Raw genomic sequence first — 26683 nt, 5'->3', positions numbered from 1 at the left:
TATTTTTGTTGTTTTTATTGTGTTTAACACAATTTCTCAGCACAAAAAATTAAGAGGAGGTCAATTGGTAACTAATTTTGTTACTGATACAATACACTTTACATACGCCCCATCTGGACATATTCTTATTCAAGCTAAAATGAATGGAAGCAAGAAAAGCTATCCGTTTATTTTAGATAGTGGTGCATCAAATTTTGTATTTAGCAATTTCCCACAAGGCGACAGCCTTGAAAATAATGTTTTTGGAATAGGGATAGGTTCAAAGGGGAATGTGTTTATAAAAAAGATTAAAGAGATAGATAGTTTACAAATAGGGAATTTGACTTTTGTGGAACTTTCTGCAAACAAAATAGATTTTGACTCTGATTGCAGTGAAGGTATATATGGAATTATTGGAACTGGAGTTATGTATCATCTCGTTTGGCAAATCGATTTTGAACAACAGTTTATTGTTGTTGCAAAAGAGGTAAATAATCTTACGTTGAGTAATAATAAAATAGTAATACCTCTTCATGAAAATAAATACAGCCATCACTTAAGTGCTTATATTAAATTTAGCGCGCTTAAAAAATCAAAAGAAATACTGATTGATTTAGGTAATAGCGGGTCTCTAACTTTTAAAGAAGAAGTTTTGCTTGTCGATTCCTTAGATTTAAAGTGTAAGGAAATTAGCGGAAGTGCTAGAAAAGGACTTGGACAGGATGATAAGATAAAAGGCGGGGAGAAATATTACTTGCTGGATAGTCTACTTTTTAATAGAACTTCCTTTTTTGTAAAGGATATGCCTATTAGCACTAGTCCCAAAGGATTAAATCTTCTTGGACTTGGTTTTTTTAAAAAGTATAGAACAACTATTAGTTGGGCCGATAAAAAAATAATATTAGAACCGTACGAGCATGAACAAAACTTTATTTGGTCTACGTTGGGTTTTTCAACGAGGTATGATAATGAATTAAATAAGGTTGTAGTAGCTAGTGTTACAGATAGTACTGCTGCTTATCGAGCAGGTTTGCCTTTAGGTGCAGAGGTGGTTTCAATTAATGGCATTATATTTTCCGATTTATCAAGTTATTGTGACTACAAAAGTGCAAAATTATTACCAGACACTGTTAATGTGACAATAAAAGAAAGCAATTACAATAAAGAATATACATTGGTAAAAGAGCCAATTTTCAATTAAGTGTTTGTATTACTATTGTTGTAAGCTTCATGAAGAGTTTTCATTAATTCAAATCTTATCTATAGAAGCTAAGGTTTTATTTCAAACTGTTGTTATTTTTATGCCCAAAACAAATAACACATGAAGAAAATAATTATATCCGCACTATTATTGTCGGCATGGGCATTAAAAGCGCAAGAAATCACCTCCGACATGCTTCAGTCCTTTGATCAGGAGGTAGGACAAAGTGCCAGTGACAAGGCTTTGATCAATGCTATCTCTGGCAGTGAACTCAAAACTCTGGCATTAAACCGCCACAACATTGCAACCAACGACCACGCCTTTAAATACAAGGTAAAAGTAAATGGCATCACCAATCAGAAAAGTTCAGGACGTTGTTGGATGTTTACCAGTTTAAACATTCTACGTCCCAAAGTAATCGAGAAATACAATTTACCAAACTTTGAATTTTCGACCAACTACCTATATTTTTATGATTTACTGGAAAAATCAAATCTATTCTATGAACAAATTATATTAACCCGCTCCCTAAAGATGAATGAAGACATTGGTCCTTATGTGGCCAATATGAGCAAAAAGGAAAGTGGCCAAACCGTCAGCTACCTATTTAAATATCCCATCGGTGACGGAGGAGTATGGAACAGCTTTGTTAATTTGGCAGAAAAATACGGAGTAGCCCCTAAAACGGTGATGCCAGAGACCTTTCATAGCGAAAAGACATCTGAGCTCAATAAATTACTTCGCAGAAAACTACGCGAAGATGGCTTAAGGTTGCGGGAAGCAACCAATGAAAAGCATGCAAGGGCATTAAAAAAAGATATGCTAAAAGACATCTACCGCATACTAACGCTCACCTTGGGCAAGCCCCCAAAATCTTTTGAATGGCGCTATACAGACAAAGACGGTAAATTAAGTGAACCAAAACAATATACCCCTTTGGAATTTTACCAAGCCATCATAGATATTGACTTGAACGATTACGTCATGTTAATGAACGATCCCACACGTCCTTACTACAAACACTATGAAATTTCGTATGACCGCAATGTGATGGAGGGAAAAAACTGGACATACATCAATCTACCCTCAGATAAGATAAAAGAAATTGCATTGGCATCCATCAAAGCCAACGAAGCTATTTATGCATCCTGTGACGTAGGAAAGCAACTAAATAACAAAGAAGGTTTATGTGCCACTGATAACTATCAATACGGTCAGCTATTGGGCGTTCCATTTAAGATGAATAAAAAAGAACGGATCATCACAGGCGAAAGTGGATCAACACACGGCATGGCCTTAATTGCGGTTGATGTCGACAAAAACGAAAAACCAATCATGTGGCAGTTCGAAAACAGTTGGGGCACTGAATCCGGGCACAATGGCTACCTTACATTCACCGATGATTGGTTTACCGAATACATGTTTAGAATCGTACCTCATAAAAAATTTATTCACCAAGACATCTTACATATTCTCAACAGCGAGCCTATCATACTTCCTCCTTGGGATCCCATGTTTCAAGAAGACAAATAAACACAACATGGAACAGGGCTCACAAAAAAAACACGTAAATAATTAAGAATACCCCCTTTTTATTCATGAGACCATCTTAAAAACCACTATTCCCAACTTTTAAGATGGTTTCTTTTTTACACAACTCTCCGTTCTCTCAACTACAGAACCTTCAATGGTTAAAATGCAAACCACACCTACATATAAACCTCTACGATAAGAAAAAGAGTTACAGCTCTGAATTAATGATCATTACCCTCAAAATAAGATTATTTTGTTTCTAACACTCATTAACAAATCAATCACTCACCCTATTTTTTTTAACATTGAAGAGGGCGATATCCAACAATTTGTTAAAACAAAGGCTTAGTGTTAAGGACTGTTTGCAATGTTAATTTAATGTTACCTGAGTATTTATTTATTGTTACATACCGCCCCTTTTTGAGGCATCTCTTAAATAAAATTAAAAGGAATAGCTCTACCCCCTGTTTTTTGCAATCACCTCGCAAGAAGTATATACTTTTACATTGTCAGCTAGAGATAAAGTTGACGTAATTATTTAAATCAAACAAAAATAGAAAAGTATGAAAACAACAAAAATGATGAGAAGATTGGTATTGGGAGCGATGCTTATCTTTACAGCGACAGCAACATTTGCAGGAGACGGTGGTAAGACAACCGGTAACGTATCTATCCTTCCTTATTTGGATACTGACTATTCAATTGTATCGCTATCAAATCAAGCCGACAAAGCTGCTATTTTTAGCATTAATGATGCACAAGGCGAAACAGTATATAAGGAGTGGGTTAACAAAGAAGGTTTTGCTCAAAAAATTCTTGACTTTTCGAACCTTGAAGATGGCGAATACACAGCAGTATTGAAAGCCCGAGGAGCAGAAAAAATCTCTAAAACATTTTCTGTTGCAGACCACAAACTGGTAAGCGAAAGAACACAAGTTGTTACTGAGCAAGAATTAAGAGCATTCTTTAACCTAGTTGACAATATGCTTTACGTAAGCCATATTTCTTTCGGAAGCAACACTTTCGGTATTTCTATTTCAGACGCCATTGGTGACGAAATATTTGAAAAAGGATTCGACGGTAATTCTACATTTTCTGGTAAGTTTGATATTTCAGCATTACCAACAGGAGAGTACAAAGTAAGTATTAACTCAGGAAACAAAGAGTACAGTTATGCCTTCAGCAAATAATGATCAAAACGACCAAGGCGACCAATTAATATCGCCCAGCACCTTATTTTACAAATGTGTATCTCAAATATTTCTAGAGATACACATTTTTTTTTGAGCCAAAATGAATAAAAACAAACATTGTGTTTCTCATTTCTTCAACACACATCGCACAAACTATCCTTTACCTGGCGCTTCAACCAAAAACTGATCCATTAAAGCAAGCAATTCTTCCCTTGATGCAGGCTTTGCAATAAAGGCATCAAAACCACTCTTCTCCATATCCATTTCTGCAGAACGAATGGCCTCAGAAGTATGTGCAATTACAGGAATATTTTTATTGAGTTGTTTGATTGTTTTTACCAATTCAAAGCCATCAGAATCAGGGAAAGCCATATCCATAAGAACCAAATGAATATCATTACGATTCATCAATAATTTAGCAGCACCGGCTGCAGTTCTGGCAGACACCAAAGTAATACCGGTTTTTTCAATATACTTACGCATTTGAAGGTGAGCACTGCTATTCTCGTCCACCAACAACATCATCTTATTATTCCAACTATATCTTTTTCGCAATAGAGGTATCGATACGCCCTTTACCAAAGTAGTTTTAGGAACCGCCAGTTGATCACTACCCACAGGATGTATAAAATAAAACTCCGCACCTTTATTTCTCTGCGAAATCAAACCAATCTCACCGCCCAATGCCTTAATCAGTTTTTCACAGATGGCCAATCCAATACCCGTTCCCCTATACAACCTATCTTCATCCAACGCATGTCCTTTTCGAAAAGGTTCGAAAATAACTTTCTGTTTAGCCTCTGATATACCAATACCAGTATCCTTCACAAAAATTCGTATTCCAACATTCTCTACCGAAAAGCCAAATTCAATAAAACCCTTGATGGTAAATTTCATGGCATTACCCAATAAATTCACCAATACCTGACGCAGACGAATGGGGTCGGTCACTATTTTCACCTTAAGTCCTTCCGGTCTGGAATAATACAACTTAACCCTTCCCTTGTGTTCCACTTCAATCCGCGGAACAAACTCATTGTAAATACTATGCAATAAATCATCCAATAATACTTCTTCACGTACAACAGATATCCGACCACTTTTTATCTTGGCCACATCAATAATATTATTGATCAAGCTCATCAGACTATCTGAGTTTTTATGTATCACATCCACATACTCATCAATCTCATTTGGCGGCAATTGATTTCCTCTAATCAAGGAAGAGAAGCCAACAATAGCATTCAACGGCGTACGTAACTCATGACTGATATTAGCCAGGAATTCTGACTTAAGCTTATCGGACTCCTCTGCCCGTTCCTTGGCACGCACAAGCTCCTTCTCGGCCTGTTTATAGGAGGTCATATTACGACCAATGGCCAAAACACTGATAACCCGTCCATTTTCATCCTTCTCGGGCGATAAGTTCCATTCCAGATACAAGCCTTGCGCTGCATCCCCAAAGTCTTGTTCTAAAGACGCTGCCTCACCATGATCAAACACATCTCGAACCTTTGCTTGCCAAGCATCCCACATTAAACCATTAAGTACGCCCATCTCATGAAGAGTATTTCCAACAATCTCTTCTTCTTCTAAAAATTTAAAATGACTCATCAATGCAGGATTAAAATACTCCACCACGCCCCCTTTATTTAAACGAAGTATTACATTAGGAGAATTCTGCGCCAAAGTACAAAACTCACGCTCGCTCTCCTTTAATGCCTTCTCATTCTGCTTCCTAACCGAAATGTCTTGAATGGTAAAATAATAATACAAACGGCTATTTACAGATAAGGAAGTACCCACCAACTCCACATCCACCTGACGATTAGACTTTGAACAAACAACCATATCACCTTTATAAGCACGGCCACCTTTTACAATACCAATCGCCTCTTCCATGATTTTTCGGGACTCCGCAGGCACAATATCATGTACCTTCAATGAAGCAAACTCCTCCAAATCACGTTCCAACAGCAAGCTAGCCGAATTATTAACATAGATTATGCGGTCATTTTCAATAATCAATACAGCCAATGACAGATCATCAAGCACCTGCTTCAAGTATATTTGCTCCTGTATCAAATCTCGGTTCTGATCCAACACTTGCGCATAACGACTATTGTGCTCCTGTTCACTATCCACTTGGCTCATATACTCAGACAGCGCCAAAGCAATGCTTTCCCATAATTGCAATAGAATGTGGAAATCATGATGAATATAATTACCAAACTCACCAATCAACCAGCCTGCATATTCTTTTTGAACAAAGACTTTATTAAATAACATAAACGAAGTTCCCGACACAACATCTATTCCTGCGGCCTCAATGGTTCCCGCATCAAGATACAGGCCAGTCTCCTCCTCCTCATTCAGATTCAACTTTTCAAGATCTGCGTTAGATAGCAATTTTTCCTCATGCGTCAGCGAATATGCCCAAGAAAGCTCATGTTCATTTGAAAAACCAGACTTATCAACAAAATAAACACTTCGTAACCCCAACTCTTTGCCAATTACTTTGAGCATTTGGTTCAGCGATTTTTTGGTTCGTTTATTACCTTTAATTTGATGAAGAATCTTATTACGCAGTATATTTAGATGCCAGAGACTGTCCGCACGACTCTTATGCCAAAGGACCTCGAGATGCTTAGTCATCCATAAAACCACTTGCTCAATTTCTTTCACCTCAAAAGGATACCACTGGCGCTTAAAAGCACATGATTCCATCAGTACAAAGGCATTTTTATAGGATAAAAAAGAAACAGGAACAAACAGAATAGACTGAATACCAAACACATTCAATTTATCCTTCAAAGAGTTGCTTATATCAAGGTCAAAATCAGTGCTGCCAAAACATTTTCCATGATTAGCACTATCCAAAGGGCACTCTTCAAGCGTAATACTTAAATTTTCAGAAGAACACTCATGCGCCACAGAGTTGGCCCATTGCTGTTCAATAACATAAGAAGAAATATCGTCGTCGAAAGTAAAAAACGAGACGCGATCAGCGCTATAATGAACACCCATACACTCCAAGCACGACACCAAGGCACTACTAAAGTCATCCGCCTCATTAGATATTCTCTCTATCTGACTTAACAAGAAAGAGTTAGCTCTCACCATTTCATTGGAGACCACATACCTATTAAGCATGCTTTTCAGATGCTTATTCTCAGCCTCCAGGGACTGAAGCCCGGAAATATTCTCCAAATTATCCCTTCCCATTCCTTTAGAGCAACTTTTAAAACGATAGTAACCATTGAATAGAATCATTCAACCAATGGTTTACATACCTTATGTCAAATATATAAAAAGATGCTATGCAAAGAGATACTTTTAGACGAATATTATCAACATAAAATAAACACCCCATTACAACAAATGGAAATTATGTATTAAACTTTTTTAATCTATTGGCATTATATACAGCATAGGCAGAAACAACAAACACCGTTACAACAGTATAATACACAAAATCAGGGATTGGCACAGGATCACCTTTGGCATAAGAATGCATACCGGCCAGATAATAGTTTACTCCCAAATAAGTCATAATAACAGAAAAGAAGGCCACAACGGCGCCCACATTAAAGGCGACTACACTTTTTAAGCCAGGAATAAAACGCATATGTAAAATAAAAGCATAAATCATCACTGTCACCAAAGACCAGGTCTCCTTAGGGTCCCAGCCCCAGTATCTACCCCATGACTCATTCGCCCACACGCCACCTAAAAAGGCACCAATTGTAATCATGTATAACCCCACCGTGAGCGACATCTCCATGATACTACTCAATTCCACTATAGAGAGGTCCAACTTCTCTTCTTTAGATTCTTTTTTAAGTCCTATCAATATTAAATTAAAAAAGCCCATTAACGCCCCCAGACCTAAGAAACCATAACTTGACACAATCACCGCAACATGAATTGTTAACCAATATGACTTAAGAACAGGAACCAGGTTAGTTATTTCAGGGTTCATCCAGCTTAGATGAGCCACCATTAAAACAATACCTGCAAATACGCCAGCCACCGAAAGAGCTATGGGTGACTTTTTACTAAAAACCAGACCGGCCAGATGAATAGACCAGCCAATGAAAAGCATGGATTCATAGCCATTACTCCATGGTGCATGTCCCGAGATATACCAACGCAATGCCATCCCAGCAGTGTAAACTACAAAAAACAATCCCAATAAACCTACCCCTGTACGATTAACATAGCCAGGCGATTTTTTAGGTAAGAATAAAAATACAAACTGAAATATAAGCAATAAAAGTCCCAGACCAAACAATACGGGAGCCATCAATAAAAACAAATTGGTTTTATTATACAATATTTCAAGTTTACGAACTGTATTTGATGGCAATATTTCTGCAGCAAACTTAGTCTGAAATTTAGAAATTCCATCGATATAAGTATCCATCTGTGCCGCATTTCCTTCCCTTAATGATTGGAGATACACAGAAAACACATTGCGCACAAATAGGCTATCACCTTCCGTGAGAGAAGATGCCGTTTGTCCGGGTAGTAACCATGTTGCATTCACATCTCCCGGAACAGGAAACATCTTGAGAAGCTTACCTGACTGCACCAAGTAAAAAACATTTACCTGCTCGTCTACTTTGATCACTTCGTTTTGGAATTTACTTCGGTAAGCAGGCTTCGTACGATAAGCTTCTTCCACCTGTTGATGCAATTTATAATTTCCGGTCGCCCCAAAAAAATCAGAAAAAGAAGCTTTCTTACCCGCATTTCCAATAATCCCTTTCATGGGCCCCTTCTTTATTGTAATTAAAGGCACATGCTTCCACGCCTCGGTATTGGTTAAGATACTTAACACCACTCTATCGGCAGAATATCCTTTATAACTATTATGCTTAACCAATTTCCTTAATATTTCACCATTCAAAGAGTTCATCGGCTTAATACGTCCTCCATTGTCCTGCACCCAAAGATTTCCAAATCTTTCTGCCTGCTGTTGCGTCACATTAATATAAGCATCTAAATCCTGCGCCTGCATGCCAGCTGAAAAGCCAACCAACAACACCCATATCAATACTTTTTTCTGATTGGTTATTTCTGTTATTCGTCTACCCAACTGTCGGAATCGGCTTTGAGAAGCCATCAACGACAATATCATGGAAAGAGTCAGCAGAAAATAACCCAGATAAGTAACAAGGGTTCCCCACAAATCATTATTAACCGACAACACAGTCCCCAATTCATCTTCATCATAAGAGGACTGATAAAAACGGTAGCCCTTATAATTCAGTATATTATTCATAAAAATCCTAAAATGTTTCACCACACCATTTTCAGAATCCTCCAGGGTAACCTCACTGGCAAAGGAAGAAGGGCTCTCTGATCCTGGATATCTTTCTAATTGAAAATCATTTAATCGAATGGAAAAAGGAGCTGTTAACAATTTAGAACCATAACTCAAGGTAACTTGTGCTCCACCTATCTCAATCACCTTGTCCTCTCCGATCAAATCACCACGTCCTTGCAGGGTCACTTCTTTAGTCAGGCCATCCATATCAATGCGCACTACCACAGCCTCCATTCCACTCCCCTGTTGGCCTTCTTTAACAGGTACAGCATTTAACGCCGCGCTTTCCAGATAATTGGTCTGAACCATAAAAAAATCTCCTGTTCCATATAACACATTGGAATAAAAAGGTTGGGGTGCAGACAAGTCTACCTCCGTTTTTTCTTGCGTCCCCATATCGGTGATAAACACAGGATGCGTTGTTGTAAAATACAACTGCTCATCCTGAAGAAAAATATTAAAATCACATTCTTTTTCCACATCAAAACCCACCGAATACTTTCCCACCTGAATATGTTCGCCTTTAAAAAGCATTAAGTTATTTCTTCCTCCACCCACAGAAACAACCATCGAAACCAAGGGTTTACCATTGGGGTCTTCCATGGGAACCATGCTTGTATTCTTCATGAACGACACACTCTTTAGCATCATTTTATGTCCTCCCACACGTACGGTCTCTTTAAAATAATCTGCACTCTTTTCCGACATCAACACGGCCTGCTCAAAAGCAACCTCATCCGATCCCATACGGACCGTTCCTGCGATATAATTTTTAGCGGAACGAAATTGATTCGTAGCTTGTCCCTCACGAATATGCATCATACCTTCATATCCTACATAACGTGTAAGCGCTGCTCCTATGATAATAATGAAAAAAGACATATGAAAAAACAACACTGGTAGCTTTCCTTTTCTCCACAAATAAGGTTTACCCAGGTTCAAAAACATATTGATCCCCAACAAAACAAATATCCCTTCAAACCACCAAGAATCATAATACAATGCTTTTGCGGCATTCGTTCCAAAATCATTTTCAACAAATGTTGCGATGCCCATGGAGGCAGCTAATACTAAAAATAAAGTACCCATTAAATACGGTGCAGATAAGAACGCAATTATTTTCTTCATATTAAGACTATTTGTCAGAGACCAATAAAATCAGGTCTTTTCAATACTATTTAAACAATAAAATACGTGAATGTAATAATTATTTACTACGATTTCGAAACTATCATATATATTTGCGCTCAACAAAAAAAAACGAAACAAAATATATACCACCAAAGCAATTACAGCAAATGATCCTATAGAGTGAATGCATATATACATACACACAGGCTGTAGGCATGCTTTGCCAATAGAACACATTTAATTAAATAATGTTTTTTAGCGACCCAAACATTACAAAAACAGAAATCCTATTTTCACAATGAAGAAATTAACAGTAAGCCTAATGGCTTTTTTTACACTTTTACTAAATGCCCAAGAGAGCAAAAAAAAAGTCATCGTAAAAACCTATGGTTTTATAGGTTTTGACACGTATGTAGACTCACGTGCTAGTCTGAATGTAAGAGGTTCCGGTTTGCTCTACCCGTTAGCACCTGCATGGGACGATCAAGGCAACGATATCAACGCCCAGTCGAAATATGATTACAGCGCAAGCATTTCACGCATTGGCTTTGCTATCAAAGGCCCTGATGCTTTTGGTGCCACCACTTCGGCCAAAGTAGAAGCCGACTTTGCGGGCAGCTCGGGCAATAATAGAGATTATGCCTTACGCCTTAGACAAGCCTATTTCAATCTGGATTGGGGAAGTTCATCTCTATTGGCAGGCCAGGCCTACCACCCCATGTTTATACTAGAAAATTATCCTGCCACCCTTAATTTTGTGGTAGGAGCTCCCGTCCATCCTCTAAGTCGCGCTCCTCAGTTACGTTTTACGATCAAACCCACCGACCATCTCTCCATTGCATTATTTGCCCTATCGCAGGGAGACTTCATCAGCAAAGGCATCACAGAACAAGTGGAAATGGCCCATATACCCGAGTTAACCGCTCAAATCAAATACGGCTCCACCAAGGGTTTTTGGGCAGGTGCTACTTGGGGTATCAAACAGGTACAACCAGCCTTATTGGATGATAACAATAAAATAAACAAACATAAAGTAACCAGCATGCATGGAAATATATCGTTCAGATACACCACTACAGCTGTAACACTAAAAGCCGAAGGAGTGTACGGTGGCAACATGAGCAACCTGGTGATGATAGGAGGTTTAGCACGCAAAATTCAAAATGGATCTCCTGTAAATGGAGCCTTTGAAGCCATTCGAACCTCTTCAATATGGACTGACATACACACAAACGGCAATACCATCCAATGGGGATTTTTTGCCGGCATAACGAACAACCACGGAACATCCAAGGAATCCGCCATTGTATTAGACACCGATCCCAACACCCCCGGCATGGAGCTGGATGTTTCCCACTATACACTGGGAGGAAATATCGAATACATTTATATTCTGTCTCCACGCGTAAGCTTCACTTCCGGCCCACTAACCATTGGTTTGGAAATGAACCATACAGTTGCCGCATACGGTAACGAGTACAATAACAAATCAAAACCGATACATACAAAAAACTACGGCAACACCCGATTGATGCTAGGTTGCAGATACCATTTTTAAAAGCTCAACAAAAAATATTATTTTAAGCCCCAAAGAAAAAATATAGATGATCTTTTAATTTAAAAAGGAAGCATGAAAAAGACACTTGGCATTACAGCAGCCATATTTATCGTACTCGGCTTCGGCATGATACATGGCTCATATAAAAATGCAGAAATATATGGTGGCAGTTTAATTGGACTAGGAAGCATGGTACTCATGTATTTATTATACACCTCAGGATCCAGTAAAAACGAAGATTAACACCCCTCAGTATTTAAACGAAACAATCAGGATGTATTCAAAAGAAGAAGAGAAAGCACTCAAATTAGAATTCTGGCGTAAACTAGGAAACCGCACCAGGAAAATTCCGGGACAACGTGGGAAAATAAAGGTATGGATAGGTGACCGTACACAAATAAAAGGTGTGGATCTCAGATTTGATGTGAGCAGAAAGAAAATTGTGGTGGCCTTGGAGATAAATATAAAACACGAAAGCCGAAGATTGGCTTTATATGAAAAGCTGGAAGCTACCAAAAAAATTTTCGAAACAGAATTTGGAGAATCACTCACCTGGGATTTTGCCTACGAAAAAGAATATGGAGAAGAAGTTTGCAGGGTTTATAAAGAAATGGACGGTGACTTTATGATACCAGAACAATGGCCCGCTATTTTTACCTTTATGATTGACAATATGCTTAAGATGGAAAAGGCCTTTTTAGAAGTGAAAGACTTTTTAAAATACGATGAGTTGGGACAATGAAATACCAAGGGCTGGCAGTACTGCAAAAAGCACTAGCAGCCCTTGCGTAAAACTCTTCTCCTTACGCGGAATTTCTACTGGCGTTAATATTTCCGAACATAGCACGGATCACCATTTTTTCATACACCTCAACAGGTATATCTCCACCTTCAGCCTTCGCATCCTGAATTTTCATGAGGGCATACTGCTGAATCATCAACAAGGGTAAAACCACACGTTCTCTTAACTGAATACTCATTCTACTGCGAGGATTATCCGTTAAGAGACCTGGCAGACCCGAAACTTTCAATAGCATTTCCTTGGTCAGCACATACTCTTTATATAACATTTTCCAAAACTCACCAAAGCGCTCATTCTTTTCCAGGTATCGTGTCAGTTCAAAATTGGTTTTACTCATACTCTGCATACTATTGGAAAGCAAGGTCTTAAAAAATATAGAATCCTGATACAAATCGATACATGATTGCAAATTACCTTTTTCTTCCTGCTCTTTCAATGCTGTACCCAAACCATAGAATCCCGGAACATTTTGCTTCAACTGACTCCATGCTCCCACAAAAGGTATAGCACGCAAGTCATCAAAATTTATTTTATCCCCTCCACCTCGCTTACTCGGACGACTGCCGATATTAGCCTTACCATAATATTTCAAGGTACTGATCTCTTCCAGGTAAGGAACAAATAACGGATGCTCTTTTAACGAAAGATATTTTTTATAACTACTCTCAGCCATTTCCTCAATAAAGTCATGCTGCGTCTCCTGCAATTGATTCTGAGGCTTATTAAATAACTTGTTGGACAATCCAGCCGACAGCAGGTATCCCATATTATGCTCTGCCGCCTCTTTAATGCCATAATGAGAACTGATGGTTTGTCCTTGCACAGTCATCTGTATCTGGCGACTATCAATATTTTTACCCATGGCTGCGTAAAAGCGATGTGCATTACCACCTCCCCGGGCTGGGGGTCCCCCACGTCCATCAAAGAAAACGACCTCCACATCACTTTCACGCGATTTGAGGGTTATATTTTCTTTGGCTGAGAAGATAGCCCAGTTAGCCATCAGGTATCCACCATCTTTGGTTCCATCGGAAAATCCCAACATCACCGTCTGCCTATCGGCTCTACTACTCAAATGCTTTCTATAGGTAGGGTTAGAATACAGTGTTTGCATAGCCTCGCCTGCCATTTTAAGATCGTCGATGGTTTCAAATAAGGGAACAATATCTACTGTTAGCTCATCATAGCCCCAGCCACAAATACGAAACATCGCCAACACCCTAGCCACATCTATGGGACCACGGCAATTGCTAATAATATAACGATGTGCACCTCGTTCCCCATTCATCCTTTGAATATCCTTGATAACTCCAAAGGAAGCCACCGTATCCCTAACCACATCATCCTCAAAAATATTAGCATCAGCAGCCCCTCTGGCATTCATCAACAGCTGAATCTGCTCTTTCTCACTCATCTCAAAGATATGAGCAGGAAGAATATCAGGGTAAGCTTTAATCACTTCCCTTAGCGCTTGTGCAATCACCCGACTATCTTGGCGAATATCAATGGATGCCAAGTAAAAACCAAATAACTGAACTTTGCGCTTAAGCGACTGAAGTTTCTCCACAAATAAACCATGGTGCTGCTCAATAATCAACGTTTCTATTTCGTTGATACGCGCCAGAAAGTCTTCCAAATGAACATTAGAACTTCCTGTAGCATTGCCCAGCTCTGCCTTGAGCAATGCTTCTACTTCCGCCACCTTATCATAAACACCGGCAAAGGTAATTCTACGTTTTAGTTCCCTCACATCGCCATAATAACAAGTGGTGATCGTGTTTCGTAAACGAGCGGCTACCTCTTTGGTAGTATCTACTGTAACAAAAGGATTTCCATCACGATCGCCGCCCGGCCAAAAGCCCAACGATATAAACTGGTTATTTTGCTCCAGCGCTTCTCTATAATCCTCAGCTGTTTTATCTAACAGCTGACCTATCGCTGGATAAAAAGTATCACGCAAATAAAAGGTTAAACGATTGGCCTCATCCAAAGGCGTAGGCTTAATCTTCTGGAAAAACGGTGTTTTACCCAGCTGCTGCAACAGATCCCTCACCAAAGCCACCTCCCCATTTTTAATGGCGATCATCAAATCGGTTATAATAGCCAATACTGGCCCGGGGTAGAACTGGGTTGGGTGAGCAGTTAAGACCACACGCACCCCAAACTCCTTGATTGCTTCAGCCATTTTATCCTGCAAATTGGCTTTTTTCACTCTATCACTAATGGATGAGTAGGAGTTTTCTCCATTGATGCGATGTATTTTTGTATAAGCCGCATCTTCCAAAGCATCAATCAGCACAATCTGACGCTCAATATATTGAATCACCTTAAACAAAAAATCATTTTGATCTTCGGTAGAGAGCTCTGCTTTATGACTGGCAAAAAACTTTTGGAGAATGGCCTTCGGATCCTTCCCTTGCTCCAACCCACTGGAACAGGCCTGGTATAACAAAGGAATTAAATTTCCTGCTTTTTCAACAGCCTCCAGCTGCAAGGACAAAAACAGGCTGTTATATAACTGATACTTCAGTTCAATCTCCTCTTGATATGATTTTACAATTAGACTATCCATGTTATTTTTTAGCTTATAGAATTTCCGTCTTTAAGATACAATTAAAAACAACAAAATTCCGAATCTGTTTCTATAACAAACAAAAACACACAACAAAGGGCGCTTAAAAAGCACCCTTATATCAGTTATTCAGCACAAGGCTGCTTACTTTTTTTTGGACCAGCTATCTTTTAAAGCGACTGTTCTGTTAAAAACCAACTTTTCACTCGATGAATCCTTATCGACACAGAAATAACCCACACGCTGAAATTGAAACTTATCCAATGGTTTAACCCCTTTTAACGAAGGTTCTACCTTGGCAGTAATCACTTGCAATGAGTCTGGGTTAATAAACTCAAGATGATCCACATCTTTTTGTGACGCAGGTGCTTCATGACTGTATAACCTATCGTACATTCTCACCTCAGCATCCAGCGCATGTTTTGCTTCTACCCAATGGAGTATACCTTTAATTTTTCGTGTTACCGTAGTAGATCCACTCTTGGTTTCAGGATCATAGGTACAATAAATTTCCTCAATTTCTCCTGCCTCATTCTTCTTATAATCGGTACAAGTTACAGCATATGCCCCTTTCAAACGCACTTCCCGTCCTGGTCCTAACCTAAAGAATTTGCGTGGTGGCTCCTCCATAAAGTCATCGCGTTCGATGTAAACTTCTCGTGCAAATGGCACTTGACGGCTTCCCATAGAATCATCCTCAGGATTATTGATGACCTCCACCATCTCTTCCTTTCCTTCGGGATAATTGGTGATAATTAATTTAATAGGATTAACCACTGCATTAACACGCGCAGCTCGCTTATTTAAATCCTCACGTACACAACTCTCCAACAATGCCATATCAATCACCCCATCACGTCGAGCTACCCCAACCTTATCTGCAAAAGCACGAATAGATTCGGGCGTATAGCCTCTTCGGCGCAAGGCAGAAACTGTTGGCATACGAGGATCGTCCCACCCCGAGACAATTCCCTTTTGTACAAGCTCCAATAACTTACGCTTGCTCATTACAGTATAATTAAGGTTCAGGCGGGCAAACTCAATTTGTCGTGGTCTTACATTATTTTGTACTTCCGGATCTGCTGCCATAATTTGATCAAGGAACCAATTATACAATGGACGATGCACTTCAAACTCCAGCGTACAAATAGAGTGGGTAATACCCTCAATGAAATCTTCCTGACCATGAGCAAAGTCATACATGGGATAAATACACCATTGATCACCTGTACGGTGATGTGATTCGTGAATTATACGATACATCAAGGGATCACGCATGTGCATATTGGACGATGCCATATCTATTTTTGCTCGCAACACTTTTTCTCCCGCAGCAAACTCCCCCTTTTTCATGCGCTCAAACAAATCCAGATTCTCCTCTACCGAACGGTTTCGAAACGGGCTTTCCATACCTGGTTCTGTGGGAGTTCCTTTTTGCTTAGCAATTGTATCTGCACTTTGATCATCTACATATGCCTTGCCACTTTTAATAAGCTTGATAGCCCACTCATAAAGCTGTTGGAAATAATCGGAAGCAAACTTAACCTCTCCTTCCCAATCAAAACCCAACCACTTCACATCCTCCTGAATACTTTCAACATATTCCACATCTTCCTTTACCGGGTTAGTATCATCAAAACGAAGATTACAACCACCTCCATATTTTTGGGCCAGACTAAAATTTAAACAGATTGATTTGGCATGACCGATATGTAAATATCCGTTAGGCTCTGGTGGAAAACGCATTAACACTGCTCCACCATTCTTATTATCGGCTAAATCTTTGTCGATTTCCAGATGAATAAAATTTGTTTTTACTTCGTCTGCTGTATGATCCTTATTGTTTTTGTTCATAGGTGACTTTCTAAACATTTATATCGCATATAGGAGAAAAAATCATCTCTTCAACACTGTTGCATTTAAAGCTTACAAAAATAAAGGTTTTAAGCATATTGAACCACATTTTTCTACAATATGTTTAAAATATTAATTAGGCCGGGAAACAAAATCTTTTGTACTTTGTCTAAAACCTACGTTCCTAATTTATAAATTCGCACCAAAATAGAAAATATGCAAAAAGGAATTATTGAGCTGGAAGAAATGGAGTTTTATGCCTACCATGGTTGTTTTAAAGAAGAGCAAGTTGTAGGAAATAGATTCATGGTTAACATTGCCATACAAGTAGATGTGGAAAAACCCAGTCATTCAGACAACATCAATGATGCGCTAAATTATGTGAGCGTTTATGAACTGACACGGCAAGAAATACAACAAAACTCCCATCTGGTAGAACATTTAACGGAACGTATTTTAAATGCGATCCACCAAAAATTTGATTACGTGGACTGGGTAAAGGTGAAAGTATCCAAAATGAATCCTCCCATGGGCGGACAAATGAAAGCTGTAAGTGTAACAATGCAACGTTAGCGTATTTCCATCCACAATAAGAGATACTCTATTTTGTAATAGGTGGGACATTTATCATTATACATGAAAATAGCAACCCCAATGGTACCAGATGCAAAACGCGGTACAGACACACCAACACATTGATAATATTATCCTTACACCAAACACCAAAAAAAAACCACTTGCATCTCCACATTTTATTTGCGAGTACAAAAAATATTTACTTATTTTGCAAGCCGAATCAAAAAGGTTCCTTGGCCGAGTGGCTTAGGCACTGGTCTGCAAAACCAGGTACGGCGGTTCGAATCCGCCAGGAACCTCTGAGAAAAAACAAAAGGATTGAAGTTTATACTTCAATCCTTTTGTTTTTAAGGCTTCTCAACTTTCTACATAGTGGGTCAGTGCCAAAAGTTGGGTATTATACTTTTGTATTGAAAGATTCTGTTGCAGCATTGGTACTTTCGTTATCTAATTGAGAGCAATGTTTCTAACTTATATGATAATTTTCTTTACTTTTGAAACTTCCGTTAATGTCCTTTTTATCATTGCCATAAAAAGGACCAAAAAGGTCTAGAACAATAGATCACTATCTGCCCTGCATCAACTTCCCTTTCCGTCCGGCGCACACTTCCTTCGCGCTAGGCCAATAACACTACCACCTCAAGTGCGCCCAGGGAAGCTTCTCACCAACGCCGGCCCCGGGGCTATTGTTCTGGCCAACCCTGCGGTCTTTTTACTGATTGTTGTGTGTTTAAATGGGGATTATTTATTCATTGAAAGTTATTGAATATGGTTATGGATAAGTTGTAAAGACTTTCGTTATACTTGAAATTATTATTGAAATCTAATATCAACATATTTAATTACAAACTATTAGCTTCAAAGTATCAGTGCCAAAAGTTGGGTGTAAATGTTGTTTGTAGTTGTCATGCAAATATTTTTGTTAATCTGAATAAGAAGAATTTTACATCAACAACACCTCTGAATTGCCTTCTGAAATCCTTTACTTTTGCATTGAAAGATTCTGCTGCAGCATTGGTACTTCCGTTATCTAATTGAGAGCAATGTTTCTAACTTATATGATATTTTTCTTTGCTTTTGAAACTTGCGTTAATGTCCTTTTTATCATTGCCATAAAAAGGACCAAAAAGGTCTAGAACAATAGATCACTACCTGCCCTGCATCAACTTCCCTTTCCGTCCGGCGCACACTTCCTTCGCGCTAGGCCAACAGCACTACCACCTCAAGTGCGCCCAGGGAAGCTTCTCGCCAACGCCGGCCCCGGGGCTATTGTCCTGGCCAACCCTGCGGTTCATTAATTGATAGCTTTGTACATTAATAGGAGATATCCTTTAGATGAGAGTTCTTGAATATGGTTATGGATAAATTGTAAAGACTTTCGTTATACTTGAAATTATTATTAAAATAGAATGTCAACACCCTTAACTTCAAATCCTTAGTTTAAAATATGCTTTCCGCTTGAAGATTTCCGATAGGATACGATCTGGAAATAATCTAATATCCCTTCTGGTAAGAATAGAGCCAGTAGCTCCGATGATAGTTCTTCTTTCTCAATTTATTAAATCCGTTTCTATTTAACAGCTAAACAAATACTTTTTTTTAACAGACCCAACTTTTTTGCGTGATCCTACATAGTCTTTGCAAGAAAACTCCAAATACTGCGTTATTCTCATTTTTGAAACAGTCATTTACAATCAGTAAACTCCTTGGTTTCAGAAATATCGAAAGCCTTGTCTTTGAAGCTTTCTTATCAAAGACTGAAAAAACAGTCGTTTTCTTGCAGCCACTACATATGAAGATTGAAAAGCGATATTTCAATGTTTCTAATACATCATCCGGGTTGAAAACTTAACTACCACACTATCCTCAAACACAAAACCCTTATACAAAGCTTGTAACACAACCCTTACGCTTTGGTCACCTGAATAATCCTTTGACTGAATTAAGCAAGACCTGTTTGTACTCACTACTTTGTCGTTCGCCAGCCACTTATAACGCTCATAATTTATTTTTACATCCAAGCCATACTCCGAATCAATGCAGGTAATCGTATCCAAGACATTCCTTTGAGCCCCCTTATACCGCGTATTCATATCATTTACATGACCATCCTTCGCCCACCCAGATTTTGAATGTCCTGCACGTCCAAGGCGATACGTATCATTCCAGAACTTCCCTAAATCAGAGCCCAGATAATATCCCAACTGCGTTGGTTGATTATAACCCACATTCTGAATAGCAGCACTTAAACGATACATATGATCACTCAACAAAGTATAAAAACGATACTTCGTATTAAAAGGAGTCACATACAACCTTATTTCCTTATTATCTTTCGTTCTTACTAATAACTCTTCACGCCAATCTCCCACCATATCTACCTGTAGACAAGGATTTCCTTTGGTCCAATTATTGGCAGCTAAATCCGCCTCCCTAGGCAAGTGAAGCTCATCTATTCCGTCACCATTCCATTTGGTAATACCTATTCTTTCCTTCCCTGTCACCCCCGAACCATCCAGTAACTCCCTATTCAAATCACCATCCCACCATAAGCCCATGTTAACTGAAGGGGTAAACTGTGTAATCAGTCTTCCATTAGCAGTATAAACACCACCCGAATGAGTAGTCCAAAGCTCAACACCCTTAAAACGAGGGTCAATATCAGCAGCCATCGCTCGTCCCACATCCTCCACCGATGGAATACCCCAGAGTAAGGCCCCGGTAGCTGCATCTCTCAACTCAGAACCGGCTCTTGTGGGTACATGCTCATGACAATCCCATACTTCCAAACCTGGACGCTCAATATCTATATCAGTTAAATGCATCGCATCTCCATGCCCAAGTTGAGTATTATATCCACCAGAGCCATCATCATCTATCAAACAAGCGCCATAAGTGACTTCATCCTTACCGTCTCCATCTACATCTCCAACAGCTAGGCTATGATTTCCCTGACCTTTAAAATTCTCATATATAAGACTATCTGTACTAAAATGCCATCTCTTACTTAGCTTACCCATCCTAAAATCCCAAGCCTCCAACACCGTCTTCTCGTAATACCCTCTACAAATTAATATACTTGGCTTAAAGCCATCCAAATAAGCTATTCCTGCTAAAAAGCGATCAACCCTATTACCAGTTCTATCTCCAAATTCATTGGGCTTACCCCTGGAAATATAATTACACCTAGCGAGCTCTTTTCCGGTTTTACCTTCTATCACCGACAAAAATTCAGGTCCTGACATAATTTTTCCATAGCTCAAAGACAGCACATCCCTATCTACATAATCAGTGATACCATCCCCATTGATATCACCCATAACACTGCCGTCTCCAAATACAGTACCCTCTGCTGTTTTCACCACGACCTCAGACAGTCCATCACCATCAAAATCATAAACCAGGATCTGAGTATAATGCGCGCCCTGTCGTATATTCGTCCCGAGGTCAATCCGCCATAAAAAACGACCATCTAAGGCATAAGCCTCTATCAAAGTTCCTCCATCACAAACACCCCTATGCGAATTATCCTTACCACTATTCTCCCTTTTAAGAATAATTTCCATCTCGCCATCACCATCTAAATCTCCCAAAGAAGCGTCATTAGGACTGTAGCTCCACAAACTATCACCTGGAAATTGACGGATTGGTATAGACACATAAGGAGTTGTAGCCTTTTGCGGTGTGAGCATATAAGATGCAAGCACTCTATTAGTCCGACTATCAGTAATCAAATATTCATTATTTACCGAAGTATTAACCGTTTTATCCCTAAAGAAAGTTGATGTAAGCAAGGGCATCTCATTCAATTTAACCTTTCTTCTACTTCCTGTTTTTCTATACACATCAAAACCACGCTTCACATCATCACTTGGTAAGTATCGCCAGGTAATAAAAACATCACCATTTTCATCTTGGATAGCAATCAATCCCCTCCCCAGCTGTTCTTTTTGAATACATGATGAATAATTTGGCCCCTTTAATATCTGACCATCCACCCACCCCGTAAAAAAAAGAATAGCAAAAAAAGCGCAAAACAATCTTGATATCAATACCTTATACATCCTCTTAACTTAACAATGATTAAACAAACCTACAACTAACAAAAATAAGTCTCACACTTTTACATTACACTTATTTACACTTCCTCGACGGAAGCGCACAGGGATTTTCCACAAGCACTCCTCCTACCCTTACTTTAAAAATATCGACACTTTCCGCATCCTCCAAAACAAACAAAGGTCTTTCATCATAAGAATCAAAGTAGAACCTGATATTTTCAAAAATCACATCCTGAACATGACGCACAAAAAAACCAGAAGCAGGCACCACCCCAAACATCCAAGGTTCCGGGTATTTTTTAATGTTTTCAGGAATGACATCATCAACATCTGAAATTTTAACCCCACCTTTAAAATGAATATGTATATTAGAAAAAGAGACTTCCTCAATTCGATGACCAGGGATACCGCTTATAATATTTGAAAAATTCGAATCCGCATTAAAAACATTCACATTGCTTATTTGCAGCCTTTGCAACTTCCCAATGGGCGTACCAATAGGACTGCGTTGACGACCGCCCAGACGAATAAAAAATGGCGCATTACCCACATCTCTCATTGTTATATTGGAGACTACCACATCCTGCAACCAACCTCCATCCACCGATTCTATTGCCAAGCCTCTACTTCTTTCAAAAATACAATTACTAATTACAATATTTTTAAATCCCCCACTAGATTCAGTACCTAATTTAATTCGTCCTGTATTTGGACCATGATCAGGAGCTACCGCTTCATTTGTTTCCCACTTTCCATTTAAAACAGAGCCCATATCATAACCTGAAACAAAGCAACCATCTATGATCACATTCTCGGTATCTTTAAAATACCCCAAGCCATAACTTGCTTTCAACACAATTGCATCATCCCATGGACAATTAACCGTACAGCCTGAAATTCGAACATTCCTGCAACAATCAATATCAAAGCCATCCCTATCCGTATCAGCTTTCACATTGATTATATGCAAGTTATCAACACCAGTAGCTAATACTGCAAAATGCCCACAGTTTAACATCGATATATCTTTTACTGTAACATTCTTGCACTCCTTAAAAGACAATGCCTTATTTCCTACACCAGGCAACCTACTTTCCTCTCTGGTCAAGCCCTCCCCATTAATAAGTCCATTCCCACAGATATTTATATTTCGTTCTCCAATAGCCCATAGTAAAGAATTCTTCCAATGACTATGTCCAAAATCCTGAAAAAGATTATCCATATTTGGTTCCGCCTGATCATATCCTTTCTTTTCCGTTGGAAAAGCAGCCAATATTGTTGCTCCCGAACCTATATGAAGTGTCAGATTACTTTTTAGGCGTATCGAATAACAGGCATAAGTTCCCGCAGGAAAATAAATAGTACCACCTCCATTTTTTGCTGCTTCGTCAATGGCTTTATTTATGGCCCATGAATCAATGGCAACACCATCTCCTATTGCCCCAAAATCTTTAATATTATAAATTTCAGCTTGTAAAAAAAGACCTTGTATAAAGGCCGTAAATACCAATAATAGTCGCATGTACTTAAACTTTAAACACCTGTAAGCATTTAACCCGGATGATGCATTAGAACTTCGTCACAATTTTAATGCACAATAGATTTTCTAATGCATTTCCCAGATTCAATCAGGTGTTGATTTCATCCACTCAGTTTCTTTATTCACCACATAGCTACCCTCTTTAAAAAGTTTTGGAAGCATAAAATAATTGTAATCTGCCCTAGGATTTAAAAAATAAAAACAAAAATAATAGTCCTTCCCAGTGGTCATTGCAACATCCGATGACACCACCTGATACCTCGTTTTCTTTCCTGATTTCAACAAACAAAGAGGCTGAGCTTGTTTTCTGGCATCAGCCAATCTTAAGCATCCTCCCGAAGGAACCAAGCCCCCAAGGACCCTAAGTTTTTGACTGCTACCATAATAAAGTGTAAATGACTGCCCCTCGATACTAAAAACATTTAAAAGACAATCCTCAGGCAAAATTTCAGATATCCATTGATCAGCATCCACCTCCTTATTGGAAGCTCCCCCAAACATCCATATAAGTCTAACGTCTTGAACAATATTTTCCCCCTTCAGCTTCATTACAGCCCCCTGACTATCCTCCAATGATCTCACTATTAATTCCATTGTTCCACCCCCCATAATATTATCCGCAAGAATATACCTAAGTTGATTTTTCGATACATCCAAATGAACCGTTGTAAAATCAGAAAACCACTTACTCTCCCCTTTAACTTCCACACCCAACCTTAAAGTTCCGGCCAATTTAGGCGTCAGTAATGACCAATCGGGATTTTGGGCTCCCAATGACCCTATCAGTAAGAAAAAATACAAGATTGCATTTACATACTTTGTCATCATAAATACTTTAGTTTCCCTCCGGTTTTTCTAGTTCAACAGAGGGGGTTGGATACCACTTAAACTTGTTAAATTCATCTGGGCTAAACGGATTAAAATCCGCCACATCCTTTCTAAGGTATTCCACAATAGGTAAATCAATTTCCTTCATCCCATATATAACACACTTGGCTATCTGATAGCCTCCATAAGGATTAAAATGCGTATTGTCTTTTAAAGCTTTACTTTGATTTGGAAATGTATTTGCTGGATAATGTACAAATGCATTTATAGAACCCGATACCCCCATAGCCTCATACAAGTTACGAGTGTAAGCATGAAGATCAATTAAGGGCACCTTGTTCTCCCTAGCCACTTTCCTCATGGCATCAGGATAAGCTCCATGCGTATCTACTATTTTACCATCTTCATTAAAACTCCGACGCTGTGTTGGCGTTACAAATACAGGATAAGCTCCCTTAGCACGTGCTTTAGCAACATATTCCAGTAAGCGATCTGTAAAATTCAAATATGCCCCCTTCCCCTCTCCTTTTTCCTTTTGATCATTATGTCCAAATTCAACAAAAAGGTAATCTCCCGCTTTAATCTGTGTCAAAATCTTATCCAACCTTCTTCGTACCATAAAACTTGTGGCTGTTTCTCCGGACTCGGCATAGTTAGCCACGCAAATACGTTCATTAAAAAAGCGAGGCAAGATTTGCCCCCAACCACACCAAGGTTCATTATCCTGATCAACAACAGTTGAATTTCCACAAAGAAAGACTGTAATGACTGAGTCAATAGGTGTTATTTCAATAGATTTTACTTGAGGCGATGCTCCATTGAACTCGAAAGTTAAGTCTGCATCCCAATTCAGCTTATCTTTCTCTCGGCTTTTTATCCGAACCATCTGACCTGGTTCAATGATCGTGTCCCGCTTATTTATATTAAAATAAACATCTTTCAGCTCCCCTTTTTCTGTTTTTATGCCATCAAAAAACATCCTTCTGGATTCTCCACGAATAACCGTATGTCCTTCACTTTTATCAGAGCCAACCTTTACATGCACCCTATAATTTCCATCCGCTACATTTTTAAAAGAAACAAAACCTTTTTTTGATATTTGTAGAGGTTGTATAATCATATGCCGTTTCTGATGTTGCCTACAAGAATACGTCCACAACACAATAACAAACGCCAACAACGAAAATACAATTACCTTTTTATATGTTTTCATCATATCCATCTTACTCATACTGTTTCATTTTATACACTTCGACACCTGCAAGCAGAAAACATCCAATACCGTAATCCTCAAAATCGGGCATACTTTGAAAAGTTACTGGCTGACCATCTTTAGGTTCCTTTCCTGTTCCCTGCACATAACCTAAAAAGCCGTTGGGATGAATGGCATCTTTTACAATTGAAGTCCATGCCTTTGTAATGAAAGGGCCATATTTCTCATAGGATAACAAACCATTATTTACTCCCCAGGCCAAACCATATAAAAACAAGGAAGTACCTGTGACTTCTTTTCCTCCATAATTTTCGGGATCATGTAAACTCACGTTCCAAAAACCATCTTCTCTTTGGCATTTTACTATAGCCTTTGTCATCAACATATAATCACTCACATAATCCTTATAATGCTTCTCATCTTTAGGAATTTCACTCAGAACCCTAACCAATGCGGCGTACACCCAACCATTCCCTCGAGACCAATAACAATCCTCTCCATTGGGCTCTTGATAAGGCGGAATAAAATCGGCATCTCGCCACCAGAGACCGTCTTCTTGATTAAAAAGACCTGTTCCGGAAATTTTATTGCGACAATCTTCATACATATCCCACATCTTATCCCAATATTTAGGCTCATCCAGTGTAGCTCCAAGCTTTGCAAAAACAGGCATTCCCATTTGTACAGCATCAATCCACCACCAATCATCATCCTGAGGTGTATTGACTAACATATCTAAATTAGCTTTCACCTTACGTATACAATTCGGATCTTGATTTATGCGATATAAATCAAGATATGTTTGCCCAGCACAATAATCATCTGCATTACGTGTTACCACTCCATCCCGATAACCCCACTGATGAAAATCAGACCAATTATATGCATACTCATAAAAAACTTCCTTTGGATATATAGAATATAAAGCCATCAGTCCTTCATAATAAACACCCCTAGTCCAAATATTACTTGGCCGGACTCTACCAACATTTGATGTCGCAGTATAATCACTATACTTCTCCATAAAATAACTATTTACACGAAGCAATGAACTTAAAACCTGCTGACGATGAATACTTTTCTGTGCCACCATTGAAGACGAGCTATAAAATGCACATACCAAGAAGCATGATAGCAACAGATGCTTATTACATAAATACCCTTTAATGAACAATCCCATTTTTAATGTTTTAGAAATTTAAAATCAAAAATACGGGTCGTTACAACAAAAAAAATGGAATTAAATACACAAGCCTAGAAAATCATACTCCTCAAAATAAACCGCAAATAAATACATGTTTTAGGACTCG

At 38.8% G+C, this 26683-nt stretch carries 16 protein-coding genes and 1 tRNA gene; 8 read left to right on the top strand and 9 right to left on the bottom strand.

The window, feature by feature from the left end; translation table 11 throughout:
* Positions 1–19: 19 nt before the first annotated feature.
* The 3 genes from CYTFE_RS0121405 to CYTFE_RS0121395 all read left to right on the top strand — a co-directional run bounded on the left by CYTFE_RS0121405 (position 20) and on the right by CYTFE_RS0121395 (position 3903).
* Positions 20–1180, top strand: coding sequence for a pepsin/retropepsin-like aspartic protease family protein (locus tag CYTFE_RS0121405; protein WP_027473493.1), 1161 nt, complete (start codon positions 20–22; stop codon positions 1178–1180).
* Positions 1181–1300: 120 nt separating this feature from the next.
* Positions 1301–2713, top strand: a complete 1413-nt coding sequence (locus CYTFE_RS0121400; protein ID WP_027473492.1) for a C1 family peptidase — start codon at positions 1301–1303, stop codon at positions 2711–2713.
* Positions 2714–3276: 563 nt separating this feature from the next.
* On the top strand, positions 3277–3903 hold the full coding sequence (locus CYTFE_RS0121395; RefSeq protein WP_027473491.1) for a T9SS type A sorting domain-containing protein: 627 nt from the start codon (positions 3277–3279) through the stop codon (positions 3901–3903).
* A 156-nt stretch (positions 3904–4059) separates the two neighbouring features.
* Here CYTFE_RS0121395 and CYTFE_RS0121390 read toward each other — a convergent pair whose 3' ends face one another.
* Positions 4060–7179, bottom strand: a complete 3120-nt coding sequence (locus CYTFE_RS0121390) for a hybrid sensor histidine kinase/response regulator (protein WP_027473490.1) — start codon at positions 7177–7179, stop codon at positions 4060–4062.
* 115 nt (positions 7180–7294) lie between these two features.
* Entirely contained in the window at positions 7295–10366 is a 3072-nt protein-coding gene (ccsA, locus tag CYTFE_RS0121385; RefSeq protein ID WP_027473489.1) for a cytochrome c biogenesis protein, read from the bottom strand.
* A gap of 301 nt (positions 10367–10667) precedes the next feature.
* Here ccsA and CYTFE_RS29090 point away from each other — a divergent pair, with 301 nt between their 5' ends.
* From CYTFE_RS29090 to CYTFE_RS0121370, 3 genes are all read left to right on the top strand, one after another.
* On the top strand, positions 10668–11927 hold the full coding sequence (locus CYTFE_RS29090) for a DcaP family trimeric outer membrane transporter (protein ID WP_152541877.1): 1260 nt from the start codon (positions 10668–10670) through the stop codon (positions 11925–11927).
* A 72-nt stretch (positions 11928–11999) separates the two neighbouring features.
* Positions 12000–12170 (top strand): hypothetical protein, encoded by a 171-nt coding sequence (locus CYTFE_RS30185; RefSeq protein ID WP_154665711.1) that lies wholly within the window; start codon positions 12000–12002, stop codon positions 12168–12170.
* A gap of 31 nt (positions 12171–12201) precedes the next feature.
* Positions 12202–12669 carry a DUF4268 domain-containing protein gene (locus CYTFE_RS0121370; protein WP_027473488.1) on the top strand — a complete coding sequence of 156 codons (468 nt, stop codon included), beginning with the start codon at positions 12202–12204 and terminating at the stop codon, positions 12667–12669.
* Positions 12670–12730: 61 nt separating this feature from the next.
* On the opposite strand, the gene CYTFE_RS0121365 is transcribed toward CYTFE_RS0121370, so the two are convergent.
* Positions 12731–15301 carry a phosphoenolpyruvate carboxylase gene (locus CYTFE_RS0121365; protein WP_027473487.1) on the bottom strand — a complete coding sequence of 857 codons (2571 nt, stop codon included), beginning with the start codon at positions 15299–15301 and terminating at the stop codon, positions 12731–12733.
* A 144-nt stretch (positions 15302–15445) separates the two neighbouring features.
* Positions 15446–17155, bottom strand: a complete 1710-nt coding sequence (locus CYTFE_RS0121360) for a glutamine--tRNA ligase/YqeY domain fusion protein (protein WP_027473486.1) — start codon at positions 17153–17155, stop codon at positions 15446–15448.
* A gap of 216 nt (positions 17156–17371) precedes the next feature.
* Between CYTFE_RS0121360 and folB the strand changes: the two genes are divergently transcribed.
* Both folB and CYTFE_RS0121345 read left to right on the top strand, forming a co-directional pair.
* Positions 17372–17728, top strand: a complete 357-nt coding sequence (gene folB / locus CYTFE_RS0121350) for a dihydroneopterin aldolase (protein ID WP_027473485.1) — start codon at positions 17372–17374, stop codon at positions 17726–17728.
* A gap of 230 nt (positions 17729–17958) precedes the next feature.
* A tRNA-Cys gene (locus CYTFE_RS0121345) sits at positions 17959–18030 on the top strand.
* Positions 18031–19554: 1524 nt separating this feature from the next.
* Here the strand turns inward: CYTFE_RS0121345 and CYTFE_RS27590 are convergent.
* The 5 genes from CYTFE_RS27590 to CYTFE_RS0121320 form a co-directional block, all read right to left on the bottom strand.
* A complete protein-coding gene (locus CYTFE_RS27590) occupies positions 19555–21795 on the bottom strand; it encodes a rhamnogalacturonan lyase (RefSeq protein WP_052343348.1) in 2241 nt (746 codons plus the stop codon).
* 70 nt (positions 21796–21865) lie between these two features.
* Positions 21866–23314 (bottom strand): rhamnogalacturonidase, encoded by a 1449-nt coding sequence (locus tag CYTFE_RS27585; protein WP_044212200.1) that lies wholly within the window; start codon positions 23312–23314, stop codon positions 21866–21868.
* A 102-nt stretch (positions 23315–23416) separates the two neighbouring features.
* A complete protein-coding gene (locus CYTFE_RS27580; RefSeq protein ID WP_081736065.1) occupies positions 23417–24160 on the bottom strand; it encodes a DUF4450 domain-containing protein in 744 nt (247 codons plus the stop codon).
* Positions 24161–24167: 7 nt separating this feature from the next.
* A complete protein-coding gene (locus tag CYTFE_RS27575) occupies positions 24168–25391 on the bottom strand; it encodes a rhamnogalacturonan acetylesterase (protein ID WP_052343346.1) in 1224 nt (407 codons plus the stop codon).
* On the bottom strand, positions 25384–26553 hold the full coding sequence (locus CYTFE_RS0121320) for a glycoside hydrolase family 88/105 protein (protein WP_044262981.1): 1170 nt from the start codon (positions 26551–26553) through the stop codon (positions 25384–25386). Before CYTFE_RS0121320 ends, CYTFE_RS27575 begins: the two co-directional genes overlap by 8 nt.
* Positions 26554–26683 lie beyond the last annotated feature (130 nt).

The organism is Saccharicrinis fermentans DSM 9555 = JCM 21142 (assembly GCF_000517085.1).
In the GTDB taxonomy this organism is placed as follows: Bacteria; Bacteroidota; Bacteroidia; order Bacteroidales; family Marinilabiliaceae; genus Saccharicrinis; species Saccharicrinis fermentans.
The sequence above is the reverse complement of the archived record's forward strand: the minus strand, read 5'-3'. Positions and strand labels throughout refer to the sequence as shown.